The following is a 23,846-nucleotide window of genomic DNA, read 5'->3' on the forward strand; positions in this document are numbered from 1 at the left end:
TCTGCGCGGCCTGCGGCCGCTTCGCTCAACGACCCGCAGACACACATTCGCGGGGCGCTGAGCGAGCGCAGCGAGACGAAACGGGCTGAGCGACCGGAGGGAGTCGAAGCCTTACTCCGGTGCCGCCTCGTCGCCGGCGTCCTGCACTCCGGCATCCGTCGCCGCAGCCCGCGTGCGCGGAGTCTCCGGCGCCGTCGCAGCGGGGGCGGGGCTGTTCGCGGCCTGGGCGTTCGCGAGACTCTCACCGATGCCTCGTCCGACGGCCTGGCCCTGGATGATCGCGGCGAGGTCGAGGCCGGTCGCCGAACTCACGCTGTCGAACACCGACTTCATCGCCTTGGCGCTGTCGGCGCCGACGACGTTCGATGCGCCGTCCTCGCCGCTGCCGCCGATGATCGAGACGCTGCCGATCGCCGCGTAGCCCTTGGCGAACTCGCCCATGACCGTCGGCAGCACCTCGAGCACGCGCTGCGAGAGGAACGCCTCCTGGTTCGACGCGATGGCCTTGGCCTCGGCCTCGACGGCGGCGGCGCGGGCCTCGCCCTCGGCGCGGATGGCGTCGGCTTCGGCGCTGGCGCGCAGACGTCGTGCTTCGGCCTCGGCGTCCGCGAGGGCGCGCAGCGCGTTCGCCTCACCGGTGGCCTTGGCTTCGGCGGCCGCCGCCTCACCGGCGGCGCGGGCGCGGTCGGCCTCGGCCTGCTGCTCGGCGATGCGGGTGCGGGCCTCGGCCTGCTTGACCTGCTCGATCGCGGCGGCCTCCGCGGCGCGCTCACGCGTGTACAGGTCGGCCTGTGCGCGCGTCTCGGCCTCGTAGCGCTGGGCATCGGCGACGCGCTTGACGTCGGCGTCCAGCTGAGCCTGACGGTTCTCGGCCTGCTGCTGCAGGACGGCCTGTTCGGCCTGGGCGCGGGCGAGGTGCTCGGCCTGCTCGGCCTCGGCGCGGGCACGGCCGATGCCGGCGTTCGCGTTGGCCGTGTTCGTGTCGAGCGCGGTCTGCTCGACCAGGTTCGACTCTTGGTTGGCGATGTTCTTCTGGTTGATCGCGCGGTCGGCATTGGTCTGCGAGATCTCGGCGGCCTGACGCTTCGACTGGATCTCGGGGGCACCGAGTGACTGGATGTACCCGACCTTGTCGGTGATGCCCTTGATCTGGAACGAGTCGAGGATGAGGCCCTGCTCGGCGAGCTCCTGCGAGACGTCCGCGGCGATCTGGTCCGAGAACTTCTTGCGCTCGCGCATGAGCTCGACGACCGACAGGGTCGCGACGATGCCGCGCAACGCTCCTTCGAGCTGCTCGGTGGTGAACTGCTCGATGGCCTTGTCCTGCGACGCGAAGCGCTCAGCAGCCCGGCGCACGTAGAGAGGGTCGGATCCGATCTTCACGATCGCGACGCCATCGACGTTGAGCGTGACGCTGTCGAGCGACTGCGCCTCGGCGTTCAGCGACACCTGCCGCGAACGCAGCGAGATGATCTCGTGGCGCTGGGTGATCGGGTTGACGAGCGATTTGCCGTTGACGATCACGGTCACGGGGGAGTCGACGATCTCGGAACTGCTCGTACCGTCGGCGCTGACGATCGCACGCTGCACCTTCTGCTTGCGACCCGAGATGACCAGCGCCTCGTCGGCCCGGGCGACCTTGATCCAGCTCCGGGCGAACAGCAGGACCACCAGACCGATCACGATCAGGACGACGACCGCTATGCCGACGAGAACCAGAATGCCGACGAGTCCGGCGATCTCCATGTGACTACCCCCTTGTGAGTGCGCTCCGAACGGAGCACGCACCCCCGACTATGCCAGAAACGGCATGTATCGCGTCAGGGCAGGGTCGGATGCAGTGGACTCAGTGCCCGCGCAGCTTGTCGGTCAGCGCGCGCAACTGACGGAGCTCGTCCTCGTCGAGCGCTGACATGCGGTCGACGATCGAGCGGCTGTGCACGGTGGCGACCTCGCGGAAGCCTCGCGCCCCGGCATCCGTCGCCTTCAGGACGGCGCCGCGGCCGTCGGACGGGTCGCCGGTCTTGGTGAGCAGTCCGCGGGCGACCATCCGGTCGACCAGGCGCGAGACGCTCGGCTGGCTGATGAGCATGTGCGTCGTGACGTCGCGCAGGCGCGCGGTCATGTCCGGTGCTCGCGTCACCGTGAGGAGCACGTCGTACTCGGCCTGCGTTATCGGGGTGCCCACGAAGTCGGCGCTCATCGCTTCGAAGAGTTCATGCTGGGCGCGGAACAGGCCCTCCCACGCTTCGAGCGCGAGCTTCCGGTCTGACATGGATACAGAGTAACGGAACGGTGAAGGGCCGGTCGGAGAGGCTCCCGACCGGCCCTTGTCCCTTGCACCAAGAGTGTCCTGCAATCACATGCGGTGGATGCCACAGCAAACATTCACCGTGCGATCACTCTATAACGGCGAGGTAACGAATGCAACGGTTTGATCACGAAGATTCTGGGCGACGCTAGAGCTGTCCGTTCTCACGAAACCTGTCGGATTCTCACGAAGCCTGTCGGAGCTTCTCACGAAGGTGTCGGATTCTCACGAAGCTTGTCGGAAGCGTCGGCGTGGCGACTGTCCTGCCACGGCAAGAGACGTAGCCTGCTCGTGAGTCGGTCTCCCTCATCGGGGGATCAAATTGTCAGGGCTCAGGACATAGGCCAGAACCACTCCTCAGGAGAGAGGCTGACTGCCGAATAGGACGTATCCGTCGATGTCGATTGGATCCCTATGGACCTGACTCAGCAGTGGCACGCACCCGCCTCGTCCGCGGCGGGCGCAGCGCGGTCTCGTGTTGAATATCGTCTGGCCGGGGTCCGGCTGGAAGCGGATGCTGTCGACTGCGGTGACATCCCGTTCGAGCAATGCGACCCTGTGCGCACCTTCCCGAACTGGCGGCTGAAGCGGCACTACGACGGCTACCACTGGATGGGTGCGCTGGGCACGACGGTCGGCTTTGAATCGCTGACGGAGCGGGCATTCCTGATTGAGCTCGATCGGACCCCGGGCGTTGTTGCCGTGGCAAGCCAGCCGATGTGGATCCGGTGGGTGCTACCCACGGGTCAGCGGGAGCACGCACCTGACTACTTTGTGCGTCTCGAGGGCGGTCAAGCCGTGCTCATCGATGTCAAACCCGCCGCGCACATCGATGACGATGTCCGAGAACAGTTCGACACGACAGCGCGCTTCGCGGCCGATCGAGGGTGGTGGTACGTCGTCTACGACGCGGAATCACAAGTTCGCATGGCGAATCTGCGATTCCTGGCTCCGTTTAGAAACTGGGGCGATGGCGACGAACTGCCATCGCTCCCAGCAGGCAGGCAGGCACTCGCCGAAGCCGCAGCGGTGTACGGCGTCGGCGCCGACGGGTATGCCCACTGTTACGCACGGCTTTGGTCAGGGTCGCTTGAGACAGATCTTGACCAACCTCTAGGCCTGAGCACGCTCGTGTGGGAAAGGAGCGCATCATGCGCGTTGCAGTAGGTGGGGCGCTGATCTGGCGTACGCGGAAGTACAAAGTTGTCGTGATCAACCAGAGCTCGGCGATGCTGAGAGACGACGACGGAGCTGAGCTCGAAGTTGACCTGGACGAGCTCACGTGCGAAGCGGAGCGTGCGCCGGACAATGACATCAACCTCCGGCGCTTCACACCGCAACTGGAGGATATCGAGCCAGACATGGACCCCTGGCTTCAGTCATGTATCCGAATCGAGGCTGCGCGGGAAGAAGTCGGGGTAGGGAAGGCCGTGGCAACCGAGACCGCATGGTTATCGGCACGCCTGGGCCGGCCCGTCTCGACCCGAAACGTCGAACGTCGACTGAAGCGCTTCCGGGAACAGGGAGCCCTTCCTGAATCGCCTCGCGCGCCACGAAAAACTACGTGGGACCCGCGTATTACTGAAGCGATCGGGCACGTGCTGGGCGGCAGGAGTCGGGCCTCGACCGTCAATCGATCCACAGTAATCGAGCAAGTCGAACGGAGAATCAGACAGCTCTATGGTGACTCGGTGAAGTTGCCGAGCCAGGCTACGTTCTATCGTCTGCTGGAGGCCGAAGAAAATGGCAGGTTTACCTTCGGATCCGCGCGGACCCGCGAATCCCTGGCACTTCGACCTGACCGTCCGTTTGGTACGCACGTGGCGCTGCGGCCCGGGGAACTCGTCGAAATGGACTCGACACGCATAGATGTGATGATGCGGATCGACGAGGAGACGGTCGGGCGGCCCGAGCTAACCATTCTGATCGACGTCGCGACTCGCTCGATTCTGGCAGCCTTGTTGCGTCCTGAGGGCACGAAGAGCGTGGATCTGGTGGCGGTCCTGGCCCGAGCCCTCGTGCCGTACGGCCGTCGGCTGGAAGGCGCGCGGGAAACTCGTCAACTGATCTCGACGGCATGGGCCGACGATCGGCTCATCGAGCAGGAGCGCTTTGAACGACTCAGGCTCGCGCAACCGTACGTGTTCCCCGACACGATTACGACGGATCGAGGGCGCAACTACCTGTCTCAGCACTTCCGTGCCGCGTGCGAAGCTTTGCAGATCTCGCTGATCACATCCGCGCCGCACACTCCGACCGACAAGCCTCACGTGGAGCGTGCGTTCGGAGCGATCAACTCTATGCTCCTGCAGCATGTCAAAGGCTACGTAGGCAGAAGTGTTGAACATCGAGGACGGGATGCAACGGCAGACTCCGAGCAACTATTGACGATCGCACAGGCTCAGGAACTGATCGAAGACTGGATCGCAGTCGAATGGCAGAATCGTCCGCACGACGGCCTTCGAGACCCGCTGTATCCCCGGATCAAGCTGTCCCCGAATGAGATGTGTCGGGCTTTTCGTGCCTATGTCCCCGAGATCCATGTCCCGCTGACGCGCGAGGACTACATTGCGCTTCTTCCGGTCCAGCACCGAGTGCTCAACCGTTACGGCGTGCGCATTCATCATCGCGTCTACAACTCAGCGCGGCTGAAGGGGCTCTGGCAACGCAGGTCCGACGACAAGGCGCGAAACGGCCGATGGCCGATTCGCGTGGATCCCTACAATATGCATGTCGTCTGGCTCGAGCACGAGGGTGAGTTCATACCGCTGCGTTGGTCGAATCAGGTCCATGAGCTCCCGATGCTCGGTGACGTATGGCGATACGCCCGTACGCAGCACGGCACGCGTGATGCGGCGATTGATGCTGAGAGGCAGGAGCTCTCGGATGCGATCAAGGCGTTCGCTGGACAGGGGAACCATGGCACCCGGAGCCGCAAGCAGACGAAGAACGCAAGGCAACGAGCTCGGGTAAAAGCCGTGGCTGACGATCCGATGAACTTCACAAGCGTGAAGAGCGTTGATTCTGCGGAGTCCTCAGATCGAGTGCAAGCCGATGCGGCTGAAGTCGAGTACCTCGAGGAATGGCCCAACACCGGCGGTTTTCCCTTCATCGGCGACTCGCTGGAGGAGACACGGCGAAGGATCACCGAATGACCGAGATCAGCACGAAAGAAGGCTGGCGGGAGCACGTCAACACCGTCTACGAGCGTCCTGTGCCAGTCACAGCACGGGAGCTTCGAGCGATGAGCTTTGGAGAGCGCGCGTTGTACAACCAAGGTCGCGCCCAGTTCTCACAGGCGGGTGCGTTCGTGCGGACCCCGCATTTCCAAGCCTTCCAGGCGGCGGTACGCGACCGCGTCATGCTCAATGCCTACCGTCGTGTGGGGAAGCTGGGCCTGATCCTGTCGGGTGAGCCGGGGCAAGGCAAGACCACGTCTCTCGTCGAGGTGGGCAAGGCTCATGAACGGCGCAGGCGAGAGACGCAGCATCCGGCGGCAGGGCGGGGCAAGATCCCTGTCGTGTACGTTGCGGTGCCGGCGCAGTGCTCCGCGAAAGCCTTGATGCATGAGTTCGCGAGATTCCTGGGGCTACCGGTGCTCAACCGCATGACATATGGGGATCTGCTCGACATGGTCGCGAATGCGCTGCGGCGGTGCTCCACGGAATTGGTCTTGATCGACGATGTGCACCACCTGGACTTGAAATACCGGCAGAACATCGAAGCGTCGGACATGCTCAAACAACTCTCGGAACGATGCGGTGGCACGTTCGTGTACGCCGGGATCGCCGTGGAGAGTACGGGTCTCTTGGACGGTGAGCGTGGCGGTCAGATCGGGAAGCGCTTCGAAGTGCACGTCGCAGTCCCCTTCCCCTTGAGTAACACCGTGGAGAAAGCCCGTTGGGGAGATCTGTTGCTTGCATTGGAGAATTCGCTCTGCCTCGCTGAGCAGACCGCGGGGTCCATCCTCCCCGCGGCGGCTACTCTCCACGCGTTGACCGGCGGGGAGATAGGACTGCTCAAGGATCTCCTCCAATTCGCGGCGCTCCGCGCCATCGAGGACGGAACGGAGAAGCTGGATCTCAGCTCTTTCGAGCGGGACCTCGGACGTCGCCAAGAGTTGGCGAAAGGTCTTGGCACCATTCCGCGACGGACACGCGCTCGCACGAATGCGGCGTGATCATGCTCTCGTCACTCCCGATCGGCCTCAGCCTTTATCCCGGAGAGACTCCGGCCAGCTACTGGTCTCGGCTGTGTGCAGTCAACGCGATCGCCGAGAAAGACCTGTGGCTTGCGCTGCGCAAGCGAGATCGCGCGCTCCCGATCCGAGTGACGCCCAGGAGTGCACTCGCGTACATCGAGCTTCTCGGTGGACTCGCGACTGGTGCGCTGCTCCATGACACCGGTGGGCTTGCGTGCGGCCATGGCGGCGCGACTCGGCAAGTAGAGTGCCCAACCTGTCGGTTGATCCCTCCTCCCGTCGTCTTGTGCAAGCGTTGCGCTTCCGGTCACCGGATCGTCGTGGCGCGGATGCACGGGCCCGTCTGCCTGCGCCATCGACGCTGGTGCAGTAACCCTGACGACGTAGACGTCATCGCGCGACCGGATCACCTGGCTGCGCAACGAGTTCTCAACGGTCCGCTCGCCGCACGCGGCGTGCACTATCGGTCTCCCGAGGTCAGAGCGGCGGCGGAGCTCCTCACTCTGCACAGCCCTGGCGATGGCGTTGAAGGCGTCAACGAGGATGAAGTTCGCTTCTTCTCTCGGCGCGTGAGGCTAACAGCTCTGCTGACGGACTCCCGCCTCGTCAACATCCTGATGGTTCCGACCGTCGGCACATATGCGCTGGCGATGATCTTGGACCAGATCGTGACGGCGCATGCGATGGGGCATCGAGCCGCCTTGGGCGTGCTCGATGGGTTACAACTTCAAGGACGCGAGCTTCGGATCGGAACGTGCGTAGTGCCCATCCAAGGGGGCCGGACGCTCACGCCATCAGCTCAAAGGATGCTTGATCGAGCGAAGACGATCCGGGCGCACCTGCTCCACCATCGCGTGGAGCCGGTCGCGAGATAGTGATGCGTGCCCTCCCGTGTCGTGTAGACCCGATACCCGGTGAGACGCCGACGGGATTCTTCAACCGGCTTGCGGAACATAACGCGCTGGACATTGATGCTCTTACTCGCCATGTGTCGCACGAGTTTGGCGTGAAAACCATCGGAACGTCGGATCGTCGCTTCACCGCGGCAGTCGAATCGCTCGGTGGGCTACGTGCGGGGTTCTTCGATCAGGACCGGGCGAGGCATCGTCTGTATCGCAGATGCCATCACACGGGATGGGCTCTGCGGCGTTGCGCCATCTGCAATGTCGTCGATCGTGCGCGCGCCGCTTGCCTCGTGTGCAGCGATGGCAGCACGACCGAAGTGTTCTCCAGAGGCGGATGGTTCTGCATCCGTCACCGTCGTTGGCATTCTCGCCACGTTGATTCACTCGTGGGCGATGCGGACGACCTCCTTCGTGCTGAGCAGGCGCTTTCGGGGTTGCTCTGGAGTCGTGGGGTGACGCTGCACACTGGCGAGTTCGATCTTGCAACCCGGCTCCTCCTTGACAGTTGGCGAGAACAACCCTCGGAAGCACGGCGCCCGACCTGGCGCTCGTACAGCGCAGTCGTACAACTTCTCGTGACGCTGACCCATCCCGATGTCGCCCTCGCACTGGCGGCACTTGCCGAAAGTCAACGTCGGCAGGTGGAGGGGCTGATCGGACTAGTGGTCGGCGCGGGGAAGGGGAGCAGGACGTCGGAACTGGAAGACACGGCAATCCGTGTGATCAGGGTGCATCGTGCAGCCATGTACGAGGCGCTCCGGATGCCCAAGTCAAACAAGGCAACGATCAGCAGAGCGCCGTTTGAAAAGGCTATCGCGGAGGCGTCCTTCCGAGCCAAGGCGGTGTTCCTTCGCCACGTCACCCGCTCCGGCCGTCGGGATACATTCGGTAACCGCGCGGTGCGTGGAGCGCCATCCTCCCGTGTTGTTTCTCGACGAATCGTGCCGGGGTGGGCGGACAACGGGCCGTGGAACCCGGTGGTCAATTCTGCTCAGTCAACGGCTCCGCAGATCGGGCGCATCGTCCGGGATCAAGTCATGCAACGTGACGCCGAGCACCTGAGCGAGGGCCAGGAGCGTGCGTAGCGTGGGATTGGCAGGATGGCCGGGCCGCGATTCGCCCTTCTCGTACTTCTGGTACGTGTAGCGTGTCAGGCCGGCGCGGTAGGCCACGTCCTCTTGGCTTAGGTGGGCGTTGTCGCGAGCAGTGCGGAGCGAAGTCGCGAAACGCTGGGCGAATGCCGCCCACTCCGCTTCGAGGTCATCGTTCCGCTGCCGCACGTCTCAAGCGTCGTGACTGTGGTGTCCGCGTATGGCCTAATCCGTATGGCATAATTCGGGAGGCCATACGAAACAATCATCGACTTCACCGGATCGTTCCGCTCTCCTCTGCACGTGTGCTGCCGATCCCGACTTCAGACGGTCGCGTTACGGGAACGGCTCGCGTGTGCGACCGCGAAGGCGATGGCTGAGATGCATGAGGCTTACCCGATCTGGTGGCGAGGAATTGCGACGCCGCCACCTGCTGAGTGGGCCTACGTTTTCGAAGAACTCACGGGCGAGGACACTGCGGACGAGTGGGCGCTGGCGGCCGCGGTGTGCATCGCACAGACACGCAGACGCACGGGTGCCGGCCCGACGTTCTCCGAACTCTTCGCGTTTCTCCTCCCGGATTCGGGCGGACTGCCGGGGCCGTTCCCGGACAACCTCCAGCCGGACGAGCGACGCCTTGCGATCTCAGGATTCCGCGCCCACGCGACGATCGACTGGCGACGGCGCGGCATGATCAGCTTTGACAAGGGTGTGATGCGGAGTCTTCGTGTCGGCCGTGAGTTCCGCAAGCGGTCACGTCGGCGCCAACGGGACCTTGCGGCGGCGCGCGGGCCCGGCATCCAAGACGAAGCCGATGTGTCAGGAGTAGCGGCTATTGATAGGGGATCACCCCATCGAGCAGCGAGGTGACCATGCACGAGGAATATCCTCCAGAACTACGGCGCATCGTCGCTCGGTTCGCGCCCGGCTGGCCGCCGCTCGTCGACGTGTCCGCCGGCTGGCACCACCTGCTCGTGGAACTCGATCGAACTCTCGCGACGATCGCGCCTGGGTATCTCATCCACCAGGTCAAGCAGAAGTTCGGATCCCTGAGCTTCTATGCCGCGCCGTCCGAGGATCCGTATGACTACAACGAGGAATTCCAGGCGGCGATCCGCGCGGCGGAGTGGCGAAGCATCGAAACGTGCGAGGAGTGCGGAGCGCCGGCGAAGCAGTATGTGATCCGGATGTGGGTGATTGCCCTCTGCGATCGGCATCACGACGAGGTCGTCGACGTCGACCCGGCCCCGGGCTGACCTCGATCGCGTAGCGATGCAGCACTGTCAACGCTTGGTGTTGAGAAGACCCTCCCGCGCTCCCCATAGCGGATCTGGAGGTCGTCCGCCAATAGAGTGTGAAGGGCGGCAGAGCAGGGCGTGCTGAACGTCGTAGAGAGAGTGCCTGATGACAAATGTTCACGATTTCCGGTCTTGTATGAATGCTCGGGTCAGCTGATGGCTCTCAAGAAGTCAGACCTGTATAGCTCGTTGTGGGCGGGTGCGGACGAGCTCCGGGGTGGCATGGATGCCAGCCAGTACAAGGACTACGTCCTGACGTTGCTGTTCGTCAAGTACGTCTCGGACAAGGCGAAGGTCGATCCCTACGCTGATGTCGATGTGCCCGACGGCGGTTCGTTCGATGACTTGGTCGCGATGAAAGGCAAGCCCGATCTTGGCGAGCAGGTCAATGTCGCCATCCGCAAGCTGGCTGACGCCAACGACCTGCAAGGCGTGATCAACAACGCCGACTTCGATGACCCGGACAAGCTCGGCAAGGGCAAGGAACTGGTCGACCGGCTGACCAAGCTGATCGGCATCTTCCAGGATCTCGACTTCTCCGGCTCGCGGGCCGAGGGCGATGACCTGCTGGGCGACGCCTACGAATACCTGATGCGTCACTTCGCCAGCGAATCCGGCAAGAGCAAGGGGCAGTTTTATACGCCAGCCGAGGTGTCGCGAGTGATGGCTGCGCTCATCGGCATCAAGCCGGACACGCCGAAGTCGGCAACCGTATATGACCCGACCTGTGGATCTGGTTCCTTGTTGCTCAAGGTGGCCGACGCCGCACCGAATGGCTTGACGATTTACGGCCAGGAGAAGGACAACGCCACGCGCGCTCTCGCCGTGATGAACATGCACCTGCACGGCAACGGAACCGCGGAGATTCGGCAGGGCGACACGATCACGAGCCCGCAGTTCCTGAAGGGCAACGAACTCCAGACCTTCGACTACCTGGTCGCCAACCCGCCCTTCAGCGTCAAGTCTTGGAACAACGGCCTGGAGAACGAGTACGGCCGATTCGACGGTTACGGGCGACCGCCCGAGAAGAACGGCGACTACGCTTTCCTGCTCCACATGATCAAGAGCCTCAAGAGCACCGGCAAGGGCGCTGTCATCCTGCCGCACGGCGTGCTCTTCCGTGGCAATGCTGAGGCAACCATCCGCAAGGAACTGATCAAGCGCGGAAACATCAAGGGGATCATCGGTCTGCCGGCGAACCTCTTCTATGGCACTGGCATCCCGGCCTGCATCATCTTGCTCGATAAGGAGGACGCCGTAGGTCGGACTGGGATCTTCATGATCGACGCTTCAAAGGGCTTCACCAAAGACGGCAATAAGAACCGTCTCCGCCCGCGGGACATGCACCAGATCATCGACGCCTTCGTGAATCAGAAGGAGATCGAGCGCTATTCGCGCATGGTGCCGATCAGTGAGATCGCCGACCCGAAGAACGACTACAACCTCAACATTCCTCGTTACATCGACGGTTCAGAGCCCGAAGACATCCAAGACCTGCACGCCCACCTCAAGGGCGGCATCCCGAACCGCGACCTCGACGCCCTCCAGCCGTACTGGGAAGCCTTCCCGAGTCTGCGGAGGACTCTGTTCCAGCCGCTGCGCGACGGCTACAGCGAACTGGCTGTCGACAAGGGTGACATCCAGGTCACGATCACCGGCTCCACCGAGTACGAAGCGTTTGTGAGCGACACCAACGACGCCGTCAACGGCTGGTGGAACGGTCACGGGACGTTATTGCAAGGCATCACGAACACCACCCGACCTGCTCACCTGATTGCCGAGCTGGGCGACAGTCTGCTGGAGGCGTTCCGCGCGCAGCCTCTCCTCGACGAGTATGGCGTGTATGAGCAGCTGATGAGCTACTGGAACGACGTCATGCACGATGACATGGCCCTCATCATGGGAGAGGGCTGGGATGACGCAGCGAAGCCGCGCGCAGCCCGCATCCTCGGTTACGACAAGAACAAGAAGCCGAAGTACGAGTCGGCGCACATCACGTTCGGAACCGGCGTCAAGGCCCAACGCTGGGTGATGGACCTGGTGCCGCCTGAGTTGATCGTCGCTCGCTTCTTTGCCGAAGAGCAGGTCGAGCTCGACATGCTGGACGCAGCTGTCGAAGCGGCTGGCCAAGCGATCGAGGAGTACGTCGAAGAGCACGCCGTCGAGGAAGGACTGTTGTTTGACGCGACCGATGACGACGGCAAGGTCACCAACAAGACCGCGACCGACCGGCTCAAGGCCGCCAAGACTGAAGGTGTCGACGGCGAGGAGATCAAGGCACTTGTCCAAGTGACTGGCCTTTTCAAAGCGGAGACTGCAGCGAAGAAGGCGGCCAAGGATGCCCGGCTCAACCTGGACCAGCTGACGCTCAAGCAATACACCCGGCTCGGCACTGCCGATGTGCAGAGCATCGTCATCGACGACAAGTGGGGAGGCCGCATCGCTGGGGGTGTAAACGCCGAGCGTGCGGCGTTGATCCAGAAACTTGTGGAGCGTCTGAATCTGCTCGGTGGCCGCTACGAACAGACCGTGGGCGACCTCGAAGCCGAGCTAGATATGTTGAGCGCGAAGGTCACGGTCCATCTGGCGGACATGGGGGTAGAGCGATGACGAGTGTGCTTGGGAGTTTTCTTGCTCGCCCGCCGCGATATGGCATTGGGGCCGCCGCTGTCCCATACCAGTCGGATCTTCCGACCTATGTCCGCATCACAGATATCGACGAGGCCGGCCGATTTCGTCCAAGCCCGCGCGTGAGCGTTGATTCGCCTCTCAGCGGTAACTACTGCCTGAGCGACGGGGATCTGGTAGTTGCTCGAACTGGAGCGAGCGTCGGAAAGTCATATCGCTACCGCGACGAGGACGGAGAGCTTGTATTTGCCGGGTTTCTGATCAATATTCGCCCCGACCCTCAGCGACTCGATCCGACATATCTATCCCATGTGCTCCAATCGAAGCCGTACTGGAACTGGGTGGCTTCTGAATCCACGCGCAGTGGCCAGCCCGGTATCAATGCCCAACAGCTGTCTCGACTTCCCTTAGACCTCCCGGCTATCGACGTTCAAGAGGATGTAGCTGACAAGCTTGCCAATGTGTCTGCTCTGGCTTATGCGCTGGAGCGACTGATCGTCAAGAAGCGGGCCATCAAGCAAGGCATGATGCAGGAGCTGCTGAGCGGCCGGAAGCGACTGCCTGGGTTCTCGGGTGAGTGGGGCGAATCGACCATTGGCTCACTTGCCCGCGCTGTCGGTGGCGGTACGCCTTCAACGCGTGTCCCTGCGTACTGGGGTGGCGAGATACCGTGGTTCACGCCAGCTGAAATCGGCGCAAGCGGCGCTGGGCTTGTGTCGAAGTCAGAACGTTCTATCACCCGGGACGGGCTGGCGAGTTCCGGCGCAAACCTGCTCCCGGCAGGCACGGTCTTGGTGACGTCACGTGCCAGCATCGGTCATACTGCGGTGGCGGCCGTTCCAGTTGCTACAAACCAGGGCTTCGCGTCACTTGTGCCGAACAGTCGCCGGTCGACCTGGTTCCTCTACTACTGGATCCAACAGAACACGGCGGAACTTGAATCACGGGCTGCAGGAAGTACGTTCCTTGAGATCAGTGCTCGAAAGGTCGGCGCGATACCGATTTGGGCGCCGTCGTTAGACGAACAAGACACGATCGGGAGGACTATTCGCGACGCTGACGCCGAGATTGCCGCCCTCGAACGCCGACTCGAAGCCACTCGTGCCATCAAGCAGGGCATGATGCAGGAGCTCCTGACGGGTCGCACTCTTCTGGTGCCGTCGGGGGTATCAGCATGAGCGGCCTGAACACCGAGTGGGCGCTGGCGGAACTGGACAAGTTCATCCAGCAGACCGTGCTGACCAACAACAGCAGGAGTGGTGGTGGGATGACGGTGATTACGCACACGTCCAGCACCGCAGCCCCGGATGCCGAGGTTACGAAACAAGCACAGATTGTCGAGAAGATCCTGGATCGAGTGTTGCCTCAATGGCGCACCGAGATTGAGTTGAAGAAATCGAATCGATGGACCCGCCATCGCGAGGCCGCCATCCGTGCAAGGGAGGAATTGCTGCGCCGGGAGGAGGTTGGCGCGAACCTCGGCGATGATGCGCCGGAGATTTCGGCGTCCAGCCTGCACTCGTGGATCTGGAGCGGAGCAGCGTCCCTCTGGCAGTCGGGCCACTACCGTTCGTCGGTGGAGGACGCTGTCAAGAAGGTCAATGCCGAGACGCAGAACAAGGTTGGTCGACGCGACTTAAGTGAGACGAAGCTCTTCCAGGAAGCTTTTACGGACAAACCTGCGGAGCCTCGCAAGGCGCGGCTGCGCCGGATGACGCCTGATGCCAGCGACACCTACAAGTCAGTGCAGCGCGGTGCGATGGCGCTGGCCGAGGGAGTTTTCGCCGGCATCGGCAATCCGCTGAGCCACGAGGCGGGCCAGGAGCTTGATGAGCAGATGGCGCTCGAGTATCTGGCGGCTCTGAGCGTGCTCGCTCGCTGGGTCGATGAATCATCAGTCGAGCACGCGGGAGATTAACCATGAGCACCGTCGGACAAGTCGAGCGCAAGACGCAGGATCGCGTCGTCCGCTTCTTCCAAGAGCGCCTCGGATACGGGTACGGCGGCAGTTGGGAAGACCGCGCGGCGAACTCGAATGTCGAGGTTGCCGACCTCCGGGACAACCTGTTGGCTCGTGGCTACGACGAGGAGATCGTCGGTAAGACGATCAACGAGCTATCCAAGGCTGCGTCAGTTGGTGGAGTCCGCACGCTGTACGAGGCAAACCGTGAGGTCTACGACCTGATGCGCTACGGCGTGAAGGTAAAGCGGGGCGTGGGCGATCAGTTCGAGACCGTGTGGCTGATTGACTGGAGCAACCCGGAAGCCAACCACTTCGTCGTGGCCGAAGAGGTTGCGATCGCTGGCGAGCACAACAAGCGTCCCGACGTCGTGCTCTACGTCAATGGCCTGGCCTTGGGCGTAATCGAGTTCAAACGCTCGAAGGTGAGCATCACGGAGGGTATCCGCCAGAACATCGGCAACCAGAGTGCTCACTTCATCCGACCTTTCTTCTCGACTGTCCAGTTCCTGTTCGCGGGCAACGACGTCGAGGGCCTGCGCTACGGCGTCATCGAGACACCGGAGAAGTACTGGCTGGAATGGAAAGAGCCTGAGGGAAGCGAAGTCGGGGCTGACGCGGCCGAACCGCTGGACCGGGCGATTCTCCAGATGTGCTCGAAGGAACGCTTCCTCGAATTAATCCACGACTTTGTGGTGTTCGATGCAGGCAAGAAGAAGACGGCTCGACACAACCAGTACTTTGGGGTGAAGGCGACACAGGCACGCATCGCCAAGCGTGAGGGCGGCATCATTTGGCACACCCAGGGCTCTGGTAAGAGCCTGACGATGGTGTGGCTGGCCAAGTGGATCCGTGAGCATCAGCCGGAATCGCGCGTCCTGATCATCACCGACCGCACCGAGCTTGATGAGCAGATTGAGAAAGTCTTCGGCGGCGTCAACGAGAACATCTACCGCACGACCTCCGGCGCGGACCTGCTGACCCAGGTCAACAAGCACGATCCATGGCTCATCGCCTCCCTCGTCCACAAGTTTCGGGGCAGCGACGACGACAAGGAGATCGACCGGGACAGCGAGGACTTCATCGCTGAGCTACGCTCGCGCGTTCCCGCCGGGTTCATCCCGAAGGGCAACCTGTTCGTCTTCGTCGACGAGGCGCACCGGACGCAGTCGGGCAAGATGCACCGAGCCATGAAAGAGCTTCTGCCCGGGGCGATGTTCATCGGCTTCACAGGCACGCCGTTACTCAAGGCGGACAAGGCAACGAGTATCGAGACCTTCGGCTCGTTCATCCACACCTACAAGTTCGATGAGGCTGTCGAGGACGGGGTCGTGCTCGATCTGCGCTACGAGGCGCGCAATATCGAACAAAACCTGACCAGCCCGGACAAGGTCGACAAGTGGTTCGAGGCCAAGACCAAGGGCCTCACCGACCTGAGCAAGGCCCGCTTGAAGAAGAAGTGGGGCACGATGCAGAAAGTCGTGTCCGCTGAACCTCGGGCCAAGCAGATCGTCCAGGACATCCTGTTGGACATGGAGACCGAACCAAGGCTGGTGAGCGGTCGCGGTAACGCGATGCTCGTTGGCGATTCGATCTACCAGGCGTGCAAGTTCTACGAGATGTTCGTCAACGCTGGCTTCAAGGACAAGGTTGCCATTGTCACCAGCTACGTGCCGAACCCGAGCGACATCTCCAAGGAGGACTCGGGCGAGGGCGCGACTGAGAAGCTACGCCAGTACGACATCTACCGGCAGATGCTGGCGAACTTCTTCGGTGTGCCCGCGGACGAGGCGGTTGGCCGGATCGAGGAGTTTGAGAAGGAAGTCAAGCGCCGCTTCATCGAAGAACCCGGCCAGATGCGGCTGCTCATCGTGGTCGACAAGCTCCTGACCGGGTTCGACGCTCCGAGCGCCACCTATCTGTACATCGACAAGAAGATGCGCGATCACGGCCTGTTCCAGGCCATCTGCCGGGTCAACCGTCTTGACGGCGACGACAAGACCTACGGTTACATCATCGATTACCGCGATCTGTTCAACTCGCTGGAGTCGGCCATCACTGACTACACCTCGGGCGCTCTGGACGGCTATGAGGAGAAGGACGTCGAGGGGTTGCTCAAAGACCGTGTCGAACAGGGACGCGAGGATCTCGAAGAGGCACTGGAACGGATCCGCGCTCTGACCGAACCGGTCGCGCCTCCCAAGGGCACTCTCGAGTACCAGCACTACTTCGTGGCCTCAACGCCGGGTGATTTCGCTCAGATCAAGGCGAACGAGGCCAAGCGCGTCGAACTGTACAAGACCGTCTCTGGCCTCGTGCGCGCGTACGGTGCTCTGGCTAACGAGATGGAGGCTGCGGGCTACTCCTTGGCTGAGGCTGCGGCGATCAAGAACGAGGTCGCACACTTCGTCGCCGTTCGCGACGAGGTCGAACTCGGCGCTGGCGAGAACATCGACATGAAGCAGTTCGAGGCTGGCATGCGCGCACTGCTCGACAACTACATCCAGGCTGACCCGTCGGAGGTGGTAGCGACCTTCGAGAAGGGTCTCGTCGATCTCATCGTCGAACGCGGTGAGGACGCTCTGACCTCGCTCCTACCAGGTATTCGCAAGAGCCCCGAAGCTGCTGCCGAGACGATCGTCAACAACGTTCGCAAGACCATCGTTGACGAGCGAGCTCTCAACCCGCGCTACTACGACCGGATGTCCGAACTGCTCGATGCCCTGATCGAACAACGCCGCCAGGATGCCCTCGACTACAGGGCATACCTGGAGCGCCTCCTTGAGCTTGCGACCAAGGTCGGCAAGAAGGAGTCCGACACGGTCTATCCGGAGTGGGCGAAGAACGGTGCCCAGCGGGCGCTGGTCGACTTCAGCTTCCCTGACCCCAACCTCGCCGTCGTGGTCGACTACACCGTCATGCGCCAGAAGGAGCATGGCTGGGTCGGCAGCCGCATCAAGGAGCGGGCGCTGGCCAGGGAGCTCCGCCGGGCACTGCCTGCTGGCTTCGACCGCTTCGAAGAGCTATTTGAACTAGTGAAGGCTCGCGATGAATACCGCTAACTCCTACCTAACAATTGCCGGACTTGGGGTCGATGTCATCTACAAAGACATCAAGAACTTGCACATCTCCGTCTACCCACCGGTAGGACGTGTACGAGTTGCAGCCCCGGCATCGACGAGCGAGGACACGATCCGTCTCGCGGTCGTGCAGCGCCTGTCGTGGATCAAACGGCAGAGGGAACAACTGCAGAAGGCCGACCGACAGAGCGTACGCAAAATGCAGTCCGGCGAGACGCACTACGTCTGGGGTCAGCGGTACAGGCTCGACATATCGAGAACTTCGGGGAACTTTCACGTCGAGCCGAAAGGACAGACACTGTGGGTCACCACACCCGCGGACGCTGACGCAGAGACCAAGCGAGCAACGCTAGACCGTTGGTATCGCCGGGAACTGAAGGCAGCCGTTCCTGCGCTCCTGTCCAAGTGGCAACCGGTAATCGGTGTCGAAGCGGGCAAGATCATCGTGCGGCGGATGAAGACCAAGTGGGGCACCTGCGTTGCGCACTCACGCACGATCTGGTTGAACCCGGAGCTGGCGAAGAAGAATCCACGCTGTCTCGAATACATCGTTGTCCACGAGCTGACGCATCTGCACGAACGCAGCCACAACGAACGGTTTGTCGCGCTCATGGATCAGTACCTGCCAGACTGGCGAGCGCGGCGTGATGAACTGAACGGTGCCCCGTTGGCCGATGAGGAGTGGGAACATACGTCGGAGATTGCCGGATGAGGCTTTCGCAAACTCCCCGCGCGGCGAACTGGTTGCGGCAGTTCGAGGTTGATGATCGTGACGCAGCGGTGGCGCTTCTAGATTCGATCCTCTATGTTCCTGGCGGCGAAGTCATCGCGGGCGTACGTCGGAGCGTAGAGCAATTGGCGACGAATGCACCTGGGCGATCCCCTATGGTCCTGGCGCCGATGCTGTCGAAGGAGGATATGCGCGACCCCAACGGGGAGAAGTTGCCCGCGGACTCTGAACCGACTGTCTTCGTCGAGTTTGATCCGGACCAACCGCTCGACAATATGCCCGGAAGCGAGGCACTGTTCGCTCATCTGATTCGAGAAATGAGTCGAGGGCTCCCAGAGGAACTGATCGCTCCGCGGCCACTAAATCTCGAGAGTATGCGTGGCGCACGCGTGCGTTCGCTGGTGCTAATCACTGACGTCATCGGTTCCGGGCAGCAGGCACTGAACTATATCGATGCATGGTGGCGACATGGGTCGCTTCGGAGTTGGCACTCCTACGGTCTGATGAAGATCATGGTCGTCGCGTATGCGGCTACTCGCCTCGGGCTGGAGAGGGTGCGCGCTCATCGAGGCGTCGATGCTGTGCATGTCCAAGAGATTGTTCCTGGACTCGACCAAGCCTTGTCGCTCAACGGCAGGGTTCAAGAGATATGCAAGCGCTACGCGAGGCGCGGACGGTTGAATGGGGCCTTGGGCTTTCGGAACAGCGCTGGTCTCTTTGCTAGTTCGTTCTCAGTGCCAAACAATCTCCCAGCGATTCTCATAAGTCGATCCACGAGGTGGCAGCCGTTTTTTGATGGGCGATCGGTGTCGGCGGACCTCGCGGCGCAGCTCGAGGTCCAGCGTCCAGTTGTAGAAGCGTCGCGGCTGTTGGCGCAAGCTGGACAACTTCGACTTGCTAGACGATTCCAGGATCAGAATCGATGGGGGCAACATCTTGCGGTGCTGGCGTTACTTCCCGCGACACAGCACGATCTTGCCTTAAAGCTCGGACTGTCGCTTGGTGAAGTTGAGCAAACGATGAATTCTTTGAGTAGCCTCGGGCTGACTGACGACGCTGGCCAGATCACGAGCGCGGGCAAGCAGACTCTTGAACGCCGTAAGAAGACACCGCGGCACGTCTCCGCGGGTCTGCGTCCCGACACATCTCCGTACTATCCTCGGCTGAAGAGATGAGGAGGAGCAACTCGTTTAGTGATGAGGCTGCCGCGTTGCGGCAGCTCGCTCGGACACGATCGCCGTATCGTGTCCGCAGGTCGCGGCTAACTGCGATCGCAGGACGATCAGAGGCTACGCGTAGGGGCGGATGGAGAATCCGGGTCCTCGTATGTCTCGGGGATTCCCCATCCGCTCCTGCGGACCCTGACGGGTCGAAAGGTAAGTGAGTTTGCTTCCTCCTCATCTCTACTACAAGACCGGAGTGGCCGACGGCGGCGACCCTTCTGTAGTGAACCGAGCGACAGCCGAGGTGGCTCGCCTCAAGGCGCAAGGTGCGTATCCAGTGCTGTCATTGGCACACTTGGCGCACGAGACCGGTGCGAGTTACTCGTATCTCCGCGAGATCGTCAATCGGACACGAGACGCATACTCGTCGGTCGCCATGCCGAAGCGGTCTGGTGGAACAAGGCCGATCTCAGTTCCTGAGCCCATCTTGATGGACGTTCAGCGCTGGCTCTTGTCGAACGTGCTCAACGGTGTTCGCGAGCATCCAGCGAGCTTTGCGTACCGGCAAGGAGTTTCGATCGTCCAGTGCGCCGAGCAGCACGTGGGAGCACAGTGGATGGTAAAGATGGATCTTCACAACTTTTTCGGCACCGTGCTCGAACCTTCCGTGTACCGAGTGTTCCGCAGGCTCGGGTACTCGAAACTCGTGGCATTTGAATTGGCGCGCATCACTACGCGAGCGGAAGGAAACCTGCGTGCGTCTGGATCCGAGCACGTGATTAGCGACTACTCAATGCACAGCCAGGGAGTCCTCCCGCAAGGTGGGCCTACGAGCGGTCAATTGGCCAATGCGGTGGCCGGCCGGCTCGACCGACTACTGCAGGCCTACGCAACTCGGTCGGGACTGGTGTACACCCGCTATTCGGATGATCTCGCGTTCTCCGGTCATTCGACGTTCAGTCGTGTGGAAGCTTCTGGAGTGATTGGAGAAGTCAGCGGCCTTGTAAGAAGTGCGGGATTCGAGGCCCATCGCGCGAAGTCCCGGGTCGTTCCTCCCGGTGCACGCAAGATCGTCCTGGGCCTTCTCGTTGACGATTCGGTGAGGCTGCTCCCCGAGGACCGTCGCAGGATCGAGGTTCACTTGCGAGGATGCGAGAAGTTTGGACTGGCTAAGCACGCCGCCCATCGCGGCTTCGACTCAGTGTTCTCCTTCATCGATCATCTAGACGGGTGGATCTCCTTCGCGCTGGGCGTTGAGCGAGCGCGCGCGACTGCCTGGCGTCAACAACTGCGCCAGATCCTTACGGCGGATGGGCTTCCCGCAGACCTGTTGCGACACGCCGTGTGAGGCTTCCGTCAGTGCGCTGCCGTGGAAGCCGCCATTGATGCACGTCTCGGCTACTGAGCCGTCACCATCGATGTCGGTCCCATCTGGTACAGATGGACCAACACAGCAGAAGGAGTGTCCCATGCAGCTTCACTCGGTCTACGCACGCTTTTACCGTTCGCTGAACTACGACTTCGTGAGGGCTTCTGGCGAGAAGTACGTGGCCGATCCGTGGGACGCGACGCCGATGGGAAGCTACCCGTTCGTTCGGGTCAAGCTACGCCCGGGAATCACGACGGTCGTTGGGGCTAACGAATCGGGCAAATCCCAGGTACTGAGAGCGATCGAGGCCGCTCTCACCGGCAAAGGATTCGACCGCAGTGACTTCTGCAGATACTCGCGTTTCTTCGGCGTCGATGGGACAGTCACGCTGCCCGAGTTTGGCGCTGTTTACAGTGAGATCTCTCTCGCTGATCTAAAAGAGATCGAGGCGATGTCGTCGCTTCGCAACCTCTCGGATATCGATCGTGTCGGCATCTTCCGAATGAATGACACCCCGGTTCTGCGTGTCTACGTGAGGTCGGTCGGCGGGGCGTGGTCCGAGGGTGTGCACATCAAGTCGTCTACCTCGCTCGCGAAGCTTGGCGCACCGGTTCCATTCAGAATCGATGCCGACGTCCCACTTCCCGACAGCGTGCCGATCCAGTATCTGGCGACGGGGAAGGTCGCGGCAGGAGTGGGGCGGAGATCGCTACGCGCGTTTTGGGATCGTCTCAATCAGAACAGAGACTGGTTCGGAAGCGAAGCATCCGTCGCATCGAACGCTGCCGCGATTGTAGGCATCTTTCAATCGAGTAGCGATGTTTCCCCCGACGAGATCAAGCAATACGAGCTTGCAGCTGACCTCTTGGTGAAGGTAGGCGGCGTCAAGCGAAGCCTGTTCCAGGAGCTTCAGGATGCGGTGAGAACTAAGAATGGGTATGCCAACAGCATCGTCGATACCATCAATGCGCTGCTCGCTCGAGCGCTCGATTTTCCGCACTGGTGGTCGCAGGACTCACAGTTCGAGCTTTTCGTTTCGTTGTACGAGTTTGACCTCGTGTTCATGATCCGCGATCGAACCGGGCGTAGCTACGGCTTCGATGAGCGCAGCGATGGCATGAAGTACTTCCTGAGTTACTTCGTCCAATACCTAGCGCACGAACCGCGGGGCGATGGTCAGGCAGAGATCCTGCTCATGGACGAGCCCGATCGGTTTCTCTCTTCCTCTGGTCAGCAGGACCTACTCCGCATCTTCGAGGATTTTGCCCAGCCCAAGGACGCTGGACGGCAGCCTGTACAAGTCGTCTACGTCACGCACTCACCGTTCTTGATTGACAAGAACGAGGCCGACAGGATTCGCGTCCTCGAGAAGGGCGAGTTCGATGAAGGGACGCGAGTGGTGAGTAACGCGTCCGCAAACCACTACGAGCCACTCCGCTCGGCGTTCGGAAGTTTTGTGGCGGAGACAGCGTTCATCGGAAACTGCAACCTGATGGTAGAGGGAACCTCAGATCAGGTGCTCATCGCGGGCGCGTCGCGGTGGTTGAAGACACTGAAGGCAGCAGACCGAGATATTTTGAATCTCAACAGCCTCACGATCGTGCCTGCGGGAGGTACTCGCCACATTCCCTATCTCGTATACCTCGCACGAGGGCGCGACGTCGAGAAGCCTCCTGTGGTTGTCCTCCTTGACAGCGACAAAGCGGGTGACGAGGCAAGGGAAGACATCGCAGCCGGCGGCGCGTACGGGGACAAACTGCTTGATCCTGGCCTGGTGTTGCAACTTGGCATCGCGCCCCTCGACGGAATGGAATCGTCTAACCCGCAGGGAATCTCGGGGATTGAAGACCTTATCCCTCTGCGCATCGCGATCGACGCAGCGCAACTGTACTGTGGTGAGTTCGTGCCAGGCGTTGACGTCGCAGCGATGTCACTCGACGATGCGAGCGTCTTCACTGCCCAAACGGAGGACAACGGCACACGTGAAGGCACGCTCAAACTGCTTCAGCGTGTGATCGCTGCGCGGTCAGGGCTGCCGAGGTTCCATCTGGATAAGGTGGCGTTCGCGAGGGCCGTCGTCGACGTGATGACACGACGTGACGCGCGCATCTCAACGACCGACGAAGACGTTGCAAAGGTCGAGAAGAATTTTCGAATTCTGCTTGCCGAGATCGCACGTTGCCAACGGCAAGCTGAACGCGCAGAATCTGTCGACCGGATCTCAAGCCGCATCAACCGGGCAAAGCGTGCATTCACGCGCACCCATCATGACCAAGCTCGCCGCGAAGACGTTTCGGATCTGATCGAAGAAATCACCAATCAACTCGACAACAGTCCCGAAGCTGAGGATGTGCGCGCAGCCATGCGGTCCTGGCGTCGGGACTTTGATCTCGACGCTGATCCGAGAGCGCTCGTCGATGACTATCCTCGCCTCCTGCGTGCCGTCGACTCTCTCGCCTATCAGGCGCTGCGGGCGAGTAGTAGTTGATTGAACGGGGGAGTGAGTGAAAGCCGCTAACTTGGTGAGATGAGCACAGAATCGGACGCGCGCGAAGACGCGAGCGTCGAGCACCGTGGAGCATTCGGTCCTCTCCCGTTCAGTGAGCACTATCACGGTCCGATCTGGCATTTCACCGACTCGAGCGCGCTCGTTAGCATGGTCGAGAACAGGCAACTCTGGGCGACTGCTGCGACCATGCTGAACGACCCCGAAGAACTCGTCTACGGCGCCAAGCGGATCGCCCAATGGTACGCGCGTTTCGGAGACACCCTCTCGAAGGATCTGTCGCTACACATGCAGCTCACCCAGATCCTGAACGATGACTTCGTCGACTCCATACTGAGGAACCCCGGCTATGTGGTGTGTGCGTCGACGGATTACCGGCTCATCCCAATCGGGGGTGTAGGAGTTGGGGTCTGAAGCCGCCGGTCTCGAGCAGGCTTCGGGCGATGTAGTTGGTCAGGTTGCGGAACCCGAGTGCGGAGCCGCGCAGGTGTTCGAGCCGTCCGTTGAGCGCCTCGGTCGGCCCGTTGCTGGTGCCGGGTCGTTCGAAGTAGGCGAGCACGTCAGCGGCTCGCTTCTTCAGGGTCCGGGCCAGGGTGGTGAGCTC

At 61.7% G+C, this 23,846-nt stretch carries 19 protein-coding genes; 15 read left to right on the top strand and 4 right to left on the bottom strand.

Annotated elements, in window-relative coordinates; genetic code table 11:
• Positions 1-111 precede the first annotated feature (111 nt).
• Entirely contained in the window at positions 112-1,746 is a 1,635-nt protein-coding gene (locus tag AB0269_RS14375) for an SPFH domain-containing protein (RefSeq protein ID WP_366211934.1), read from the bottom strand.
• 100 nt (positions 1,747-1,846) lie between these two features.
• Positions 1,847-2,275, bottom strand: coding sequence for a MarR family winged helix-turn-helix transcriptional regulator (locus AB0269_RS14380; RefSeq protein WP_366211935.1), 429 nt, complete (start codon positions 2,273-2,275; stop codon positions 1,847-1,849).
• A gap of 450 nt (positions 2,276-2,725) precedes the next feature.
• Between AB0269_RS14380 and AB0269_RS14385 the strand changes: the two genes are divergently transcribed.
• The 5 genes from AB0269_RS14385 to AB0269_RS14405 all read left to right on the top strand — a co-directional run bounded on the left by AB0269_RS14385 (position 2,726) and on the right by AB0269_RS14405 (position 8,502).
• On the top strand, positions 2,726-3,478 hold the full coding sequence (locus AB0269_RS14385) for a TnsA-like heteromeric transposase endonuclease subunit (protein WP_366211936.1): 753 nt from the start codon (positions 2,726-2,728) through the stop codon (positions 3,476-3,478).
• Entirely contained in the window at positions 3,463-5,466 is a 2,004-nt protein-coding gene (locus AB0269_RS14390; RefSeq protein ID WP_366211937.1) for a Mu transposase C-terminal domain-containing protein, read from the top strand. Before AB0269_RS14385 ends, AB0269_RS14390 begins: the two co-directional genes overlap by 16 nt.
• The gene (locus tag AB0269_RS14395) at positions 5,463-6,491 is read left to right on the top strand and encodes an ATP-binding protein (protein ID WP_366211938.1); all 1,029 of its coding nucleotides are present in this window, start codon (positions 5,463-5,465) and stop codon (positions 6,489-6,491) included. Before AB0269_RS14390 ends, AB0269_RS14395 begins: the two co-directional genes overlap by 4 nt.
• Positions 6,488-7,387, top strand: coding sequence for a hypothetical protein (locus AB0269_RS14400; protein WP_366211939.1), 900 nt, complete (start codon positions 6,488-6,490; stop codon positions 7,385-7,387). The genes AB0269_RS14395 and AB0269_RS14400 overlap by 4 nt, the downstream gene beginning before the upstream one ends.
• Positions 7,388-7,518: 131 nt before the next feature.
• On the top strand, positions 7,519-8,502 hold the full coding sequence (locus AB0269_RS14405) for a hypothetical protein (RefSeq protein ID WP_366211957.1): 984 nt from the start codon (positions 7,519-7,521) through the stop codon (positions 8,500-8,502).
• Here the strand turns inward: AB0269_RS14405 and AB0269_RS14410 are convergent.
• Positions 8,413-8,697, bottom strand: coding sequence for a helix-turn-helix transcriptional regulator (locus tag AB0269_RS14410; protein WP_366211940.1), 285 nt, complete (start codon positions 8,695-8,697; stop codon positions 8,413-8,415). The genes AB0269_RS14405 and AB0269_RS14410 overlap by 90 nt on opposite strands.
• 683 nt (positions 8,698-9,380) lie before the next feature.
• Between AB0269_RS14410 and AB0269_RS14415 the strand changes: the two genes are divergently transcribed.
• The 10 genes from AB0269_RS14415 to AB0269_RS14460 all read left to right on the top strand — a co-directional run bounded on the left by AB0269_RS14415 (position 9,381) and on the right by AB0269_RS14460 (position 23,656).
• Positions 9,381-9,764, top strand: coding sequence for a hypothetical protein (locus AB0269_RS14415; RefSeq protein WP_366211941.1), 384 nt, complete (start codon positions 9,381-9,383; stop codon positions 9,762-9,764).
• A gap of 198 nt (positions 9,765-9,962) precedes the next feature.
• On the top strand, positions 9,963-12,416 hold the full coding sequence (locus AB0269_RS14420; RefSeq protein ID WP_366211942.1) for an N-6 DNA methylase: 2,454 nt from the start codon (positions 9,963-9,965) through the stop codon (positions 12,414-12,416).
• The gene (locus AB0269_RS14425; RefSeq protein ID WP_366211943.1) at positions 12,413-13,612 is read left to right on the top strand and encodes a restriction endonuclease subunit S; all 1,200 of its coding nucleotides are present in this window, start codon (positions 12,413-12,415) and stop codon (positions 13,610-13,612) included. The genes AB0269_RS14420 and AB0269_RS14425 overlap by 4 nt, the downstream gene beginning before the upstream one ends.
• A complete protein-coding gene (locus tag AB0269_RS14430) occupies positions 13,609-14,352 on the top strand; it encodes a TIGR02391 family protein (protein WP_366211944.1) in 744 nt (247 codons plus the stop codon). Before AB0269_RS14425 ends, AB0269_RS14430 begins: the two co-directional genes overlap by 4 nt.
• Positions 14,353-14,354: 2 nt before the next feature.
• On the top strand, positions 14,355-17,456 hold the full coding sequence (locus AB0269_RS14435) for an HsdR family type I site-specific deoxyribonuclease (RefSeq protein ID WP_366211945.1): 3,102 nt from the start codon (positions 14,355-14,357) through the stop codon (positions 17,454-17,456).
• On the top strand, positions 17,443-18,186 hold the full coding sequence (locus tag AB0269_RS14440) for a SprT family zinc-dependent metalloprotease (RefSeq protein ID WP_366211946.1): 744 nt from the start codon (positions 17,443-17,445) through the stop codon (positions 18,184-18,186). The genes AB0269_RS14435 and AB0269_RS14440 overlap by 14 nt, the downstream gene beginning before the upstream one ends.
• Positions 18,183-19,379: a hypothetical protein gene (locus tag AB0269_RS14445; RefSeq protein WP_366211947.1), complete on the top strand. Its 1,197-nt coding sequence runs from the start codon at positions 18,183-18,185 to the stop codon at positions 19,377-19,379. The genes AB0269_RS14440 and AB0269_RS14445 overlap by 4 nt, the downstream gene beginning before the upstream one ends.
• 205 nt (positions 19,380-19,584) lie before the next feature.
• The gene (locus AB0269_RS14450) at positions 19,585-20,715 is read left to right on the top strand and encodes a reverse transcriptase family protein (RefSeq protein ID WP_366211948.1); all 1,131 of its coding nucleotides are present in this window, start codon (positions 19,585-19,587) and stop codon (positions 20,713-20,715) included.
• Positions 20,716-20,836: 121 nt separating this feature from the next.
• A complete protein-coding gene (locus AB0269_RS14455; RefSeq protein ID WP_366211949.1) occupies positions 20,837-23,224 on the top strand; it encodes an AAA family ATPase in 2,388 nt (795 codons plus the stop codon).
• Between the two features lie 39 nt (positions 23,225-23,263).
• Positions 23,264-23,656, top strand: a complete 393-nt coding sequence (locus AB0269_RS14460) for a hypothetical protein (RefSeq protein ID WP_366211950.1) — start codon at positions 23,264-23,266, stop codon at positions 23,654-23,656.
• On the opposite strand, the gene AB0269_RS14465 is transcribed toward AB0269_RS14460, so the two are convergent.
• Positions 23,622-23,846: transposase (locus tag AB0269_RS14465; RefSeq protein WP_366211951.1), on the bottom strand; the 225-nt coding region annotated here is incomplete at its 5' end. The genes AB0269_RS14460 and AB0269_RS14465 overlap by 35 nt on opposite strands.

Origin of the sequence: Microbacterium sp. NPDC077644 (assembly GCF_040702785.1) — a bacterium.
Taxonomy (GTDB): domain Bacteria; phylum Actinomycetota; class Actinomycetes; order Actinomycetales; family Microbacteriaceae; genus Microbacterium.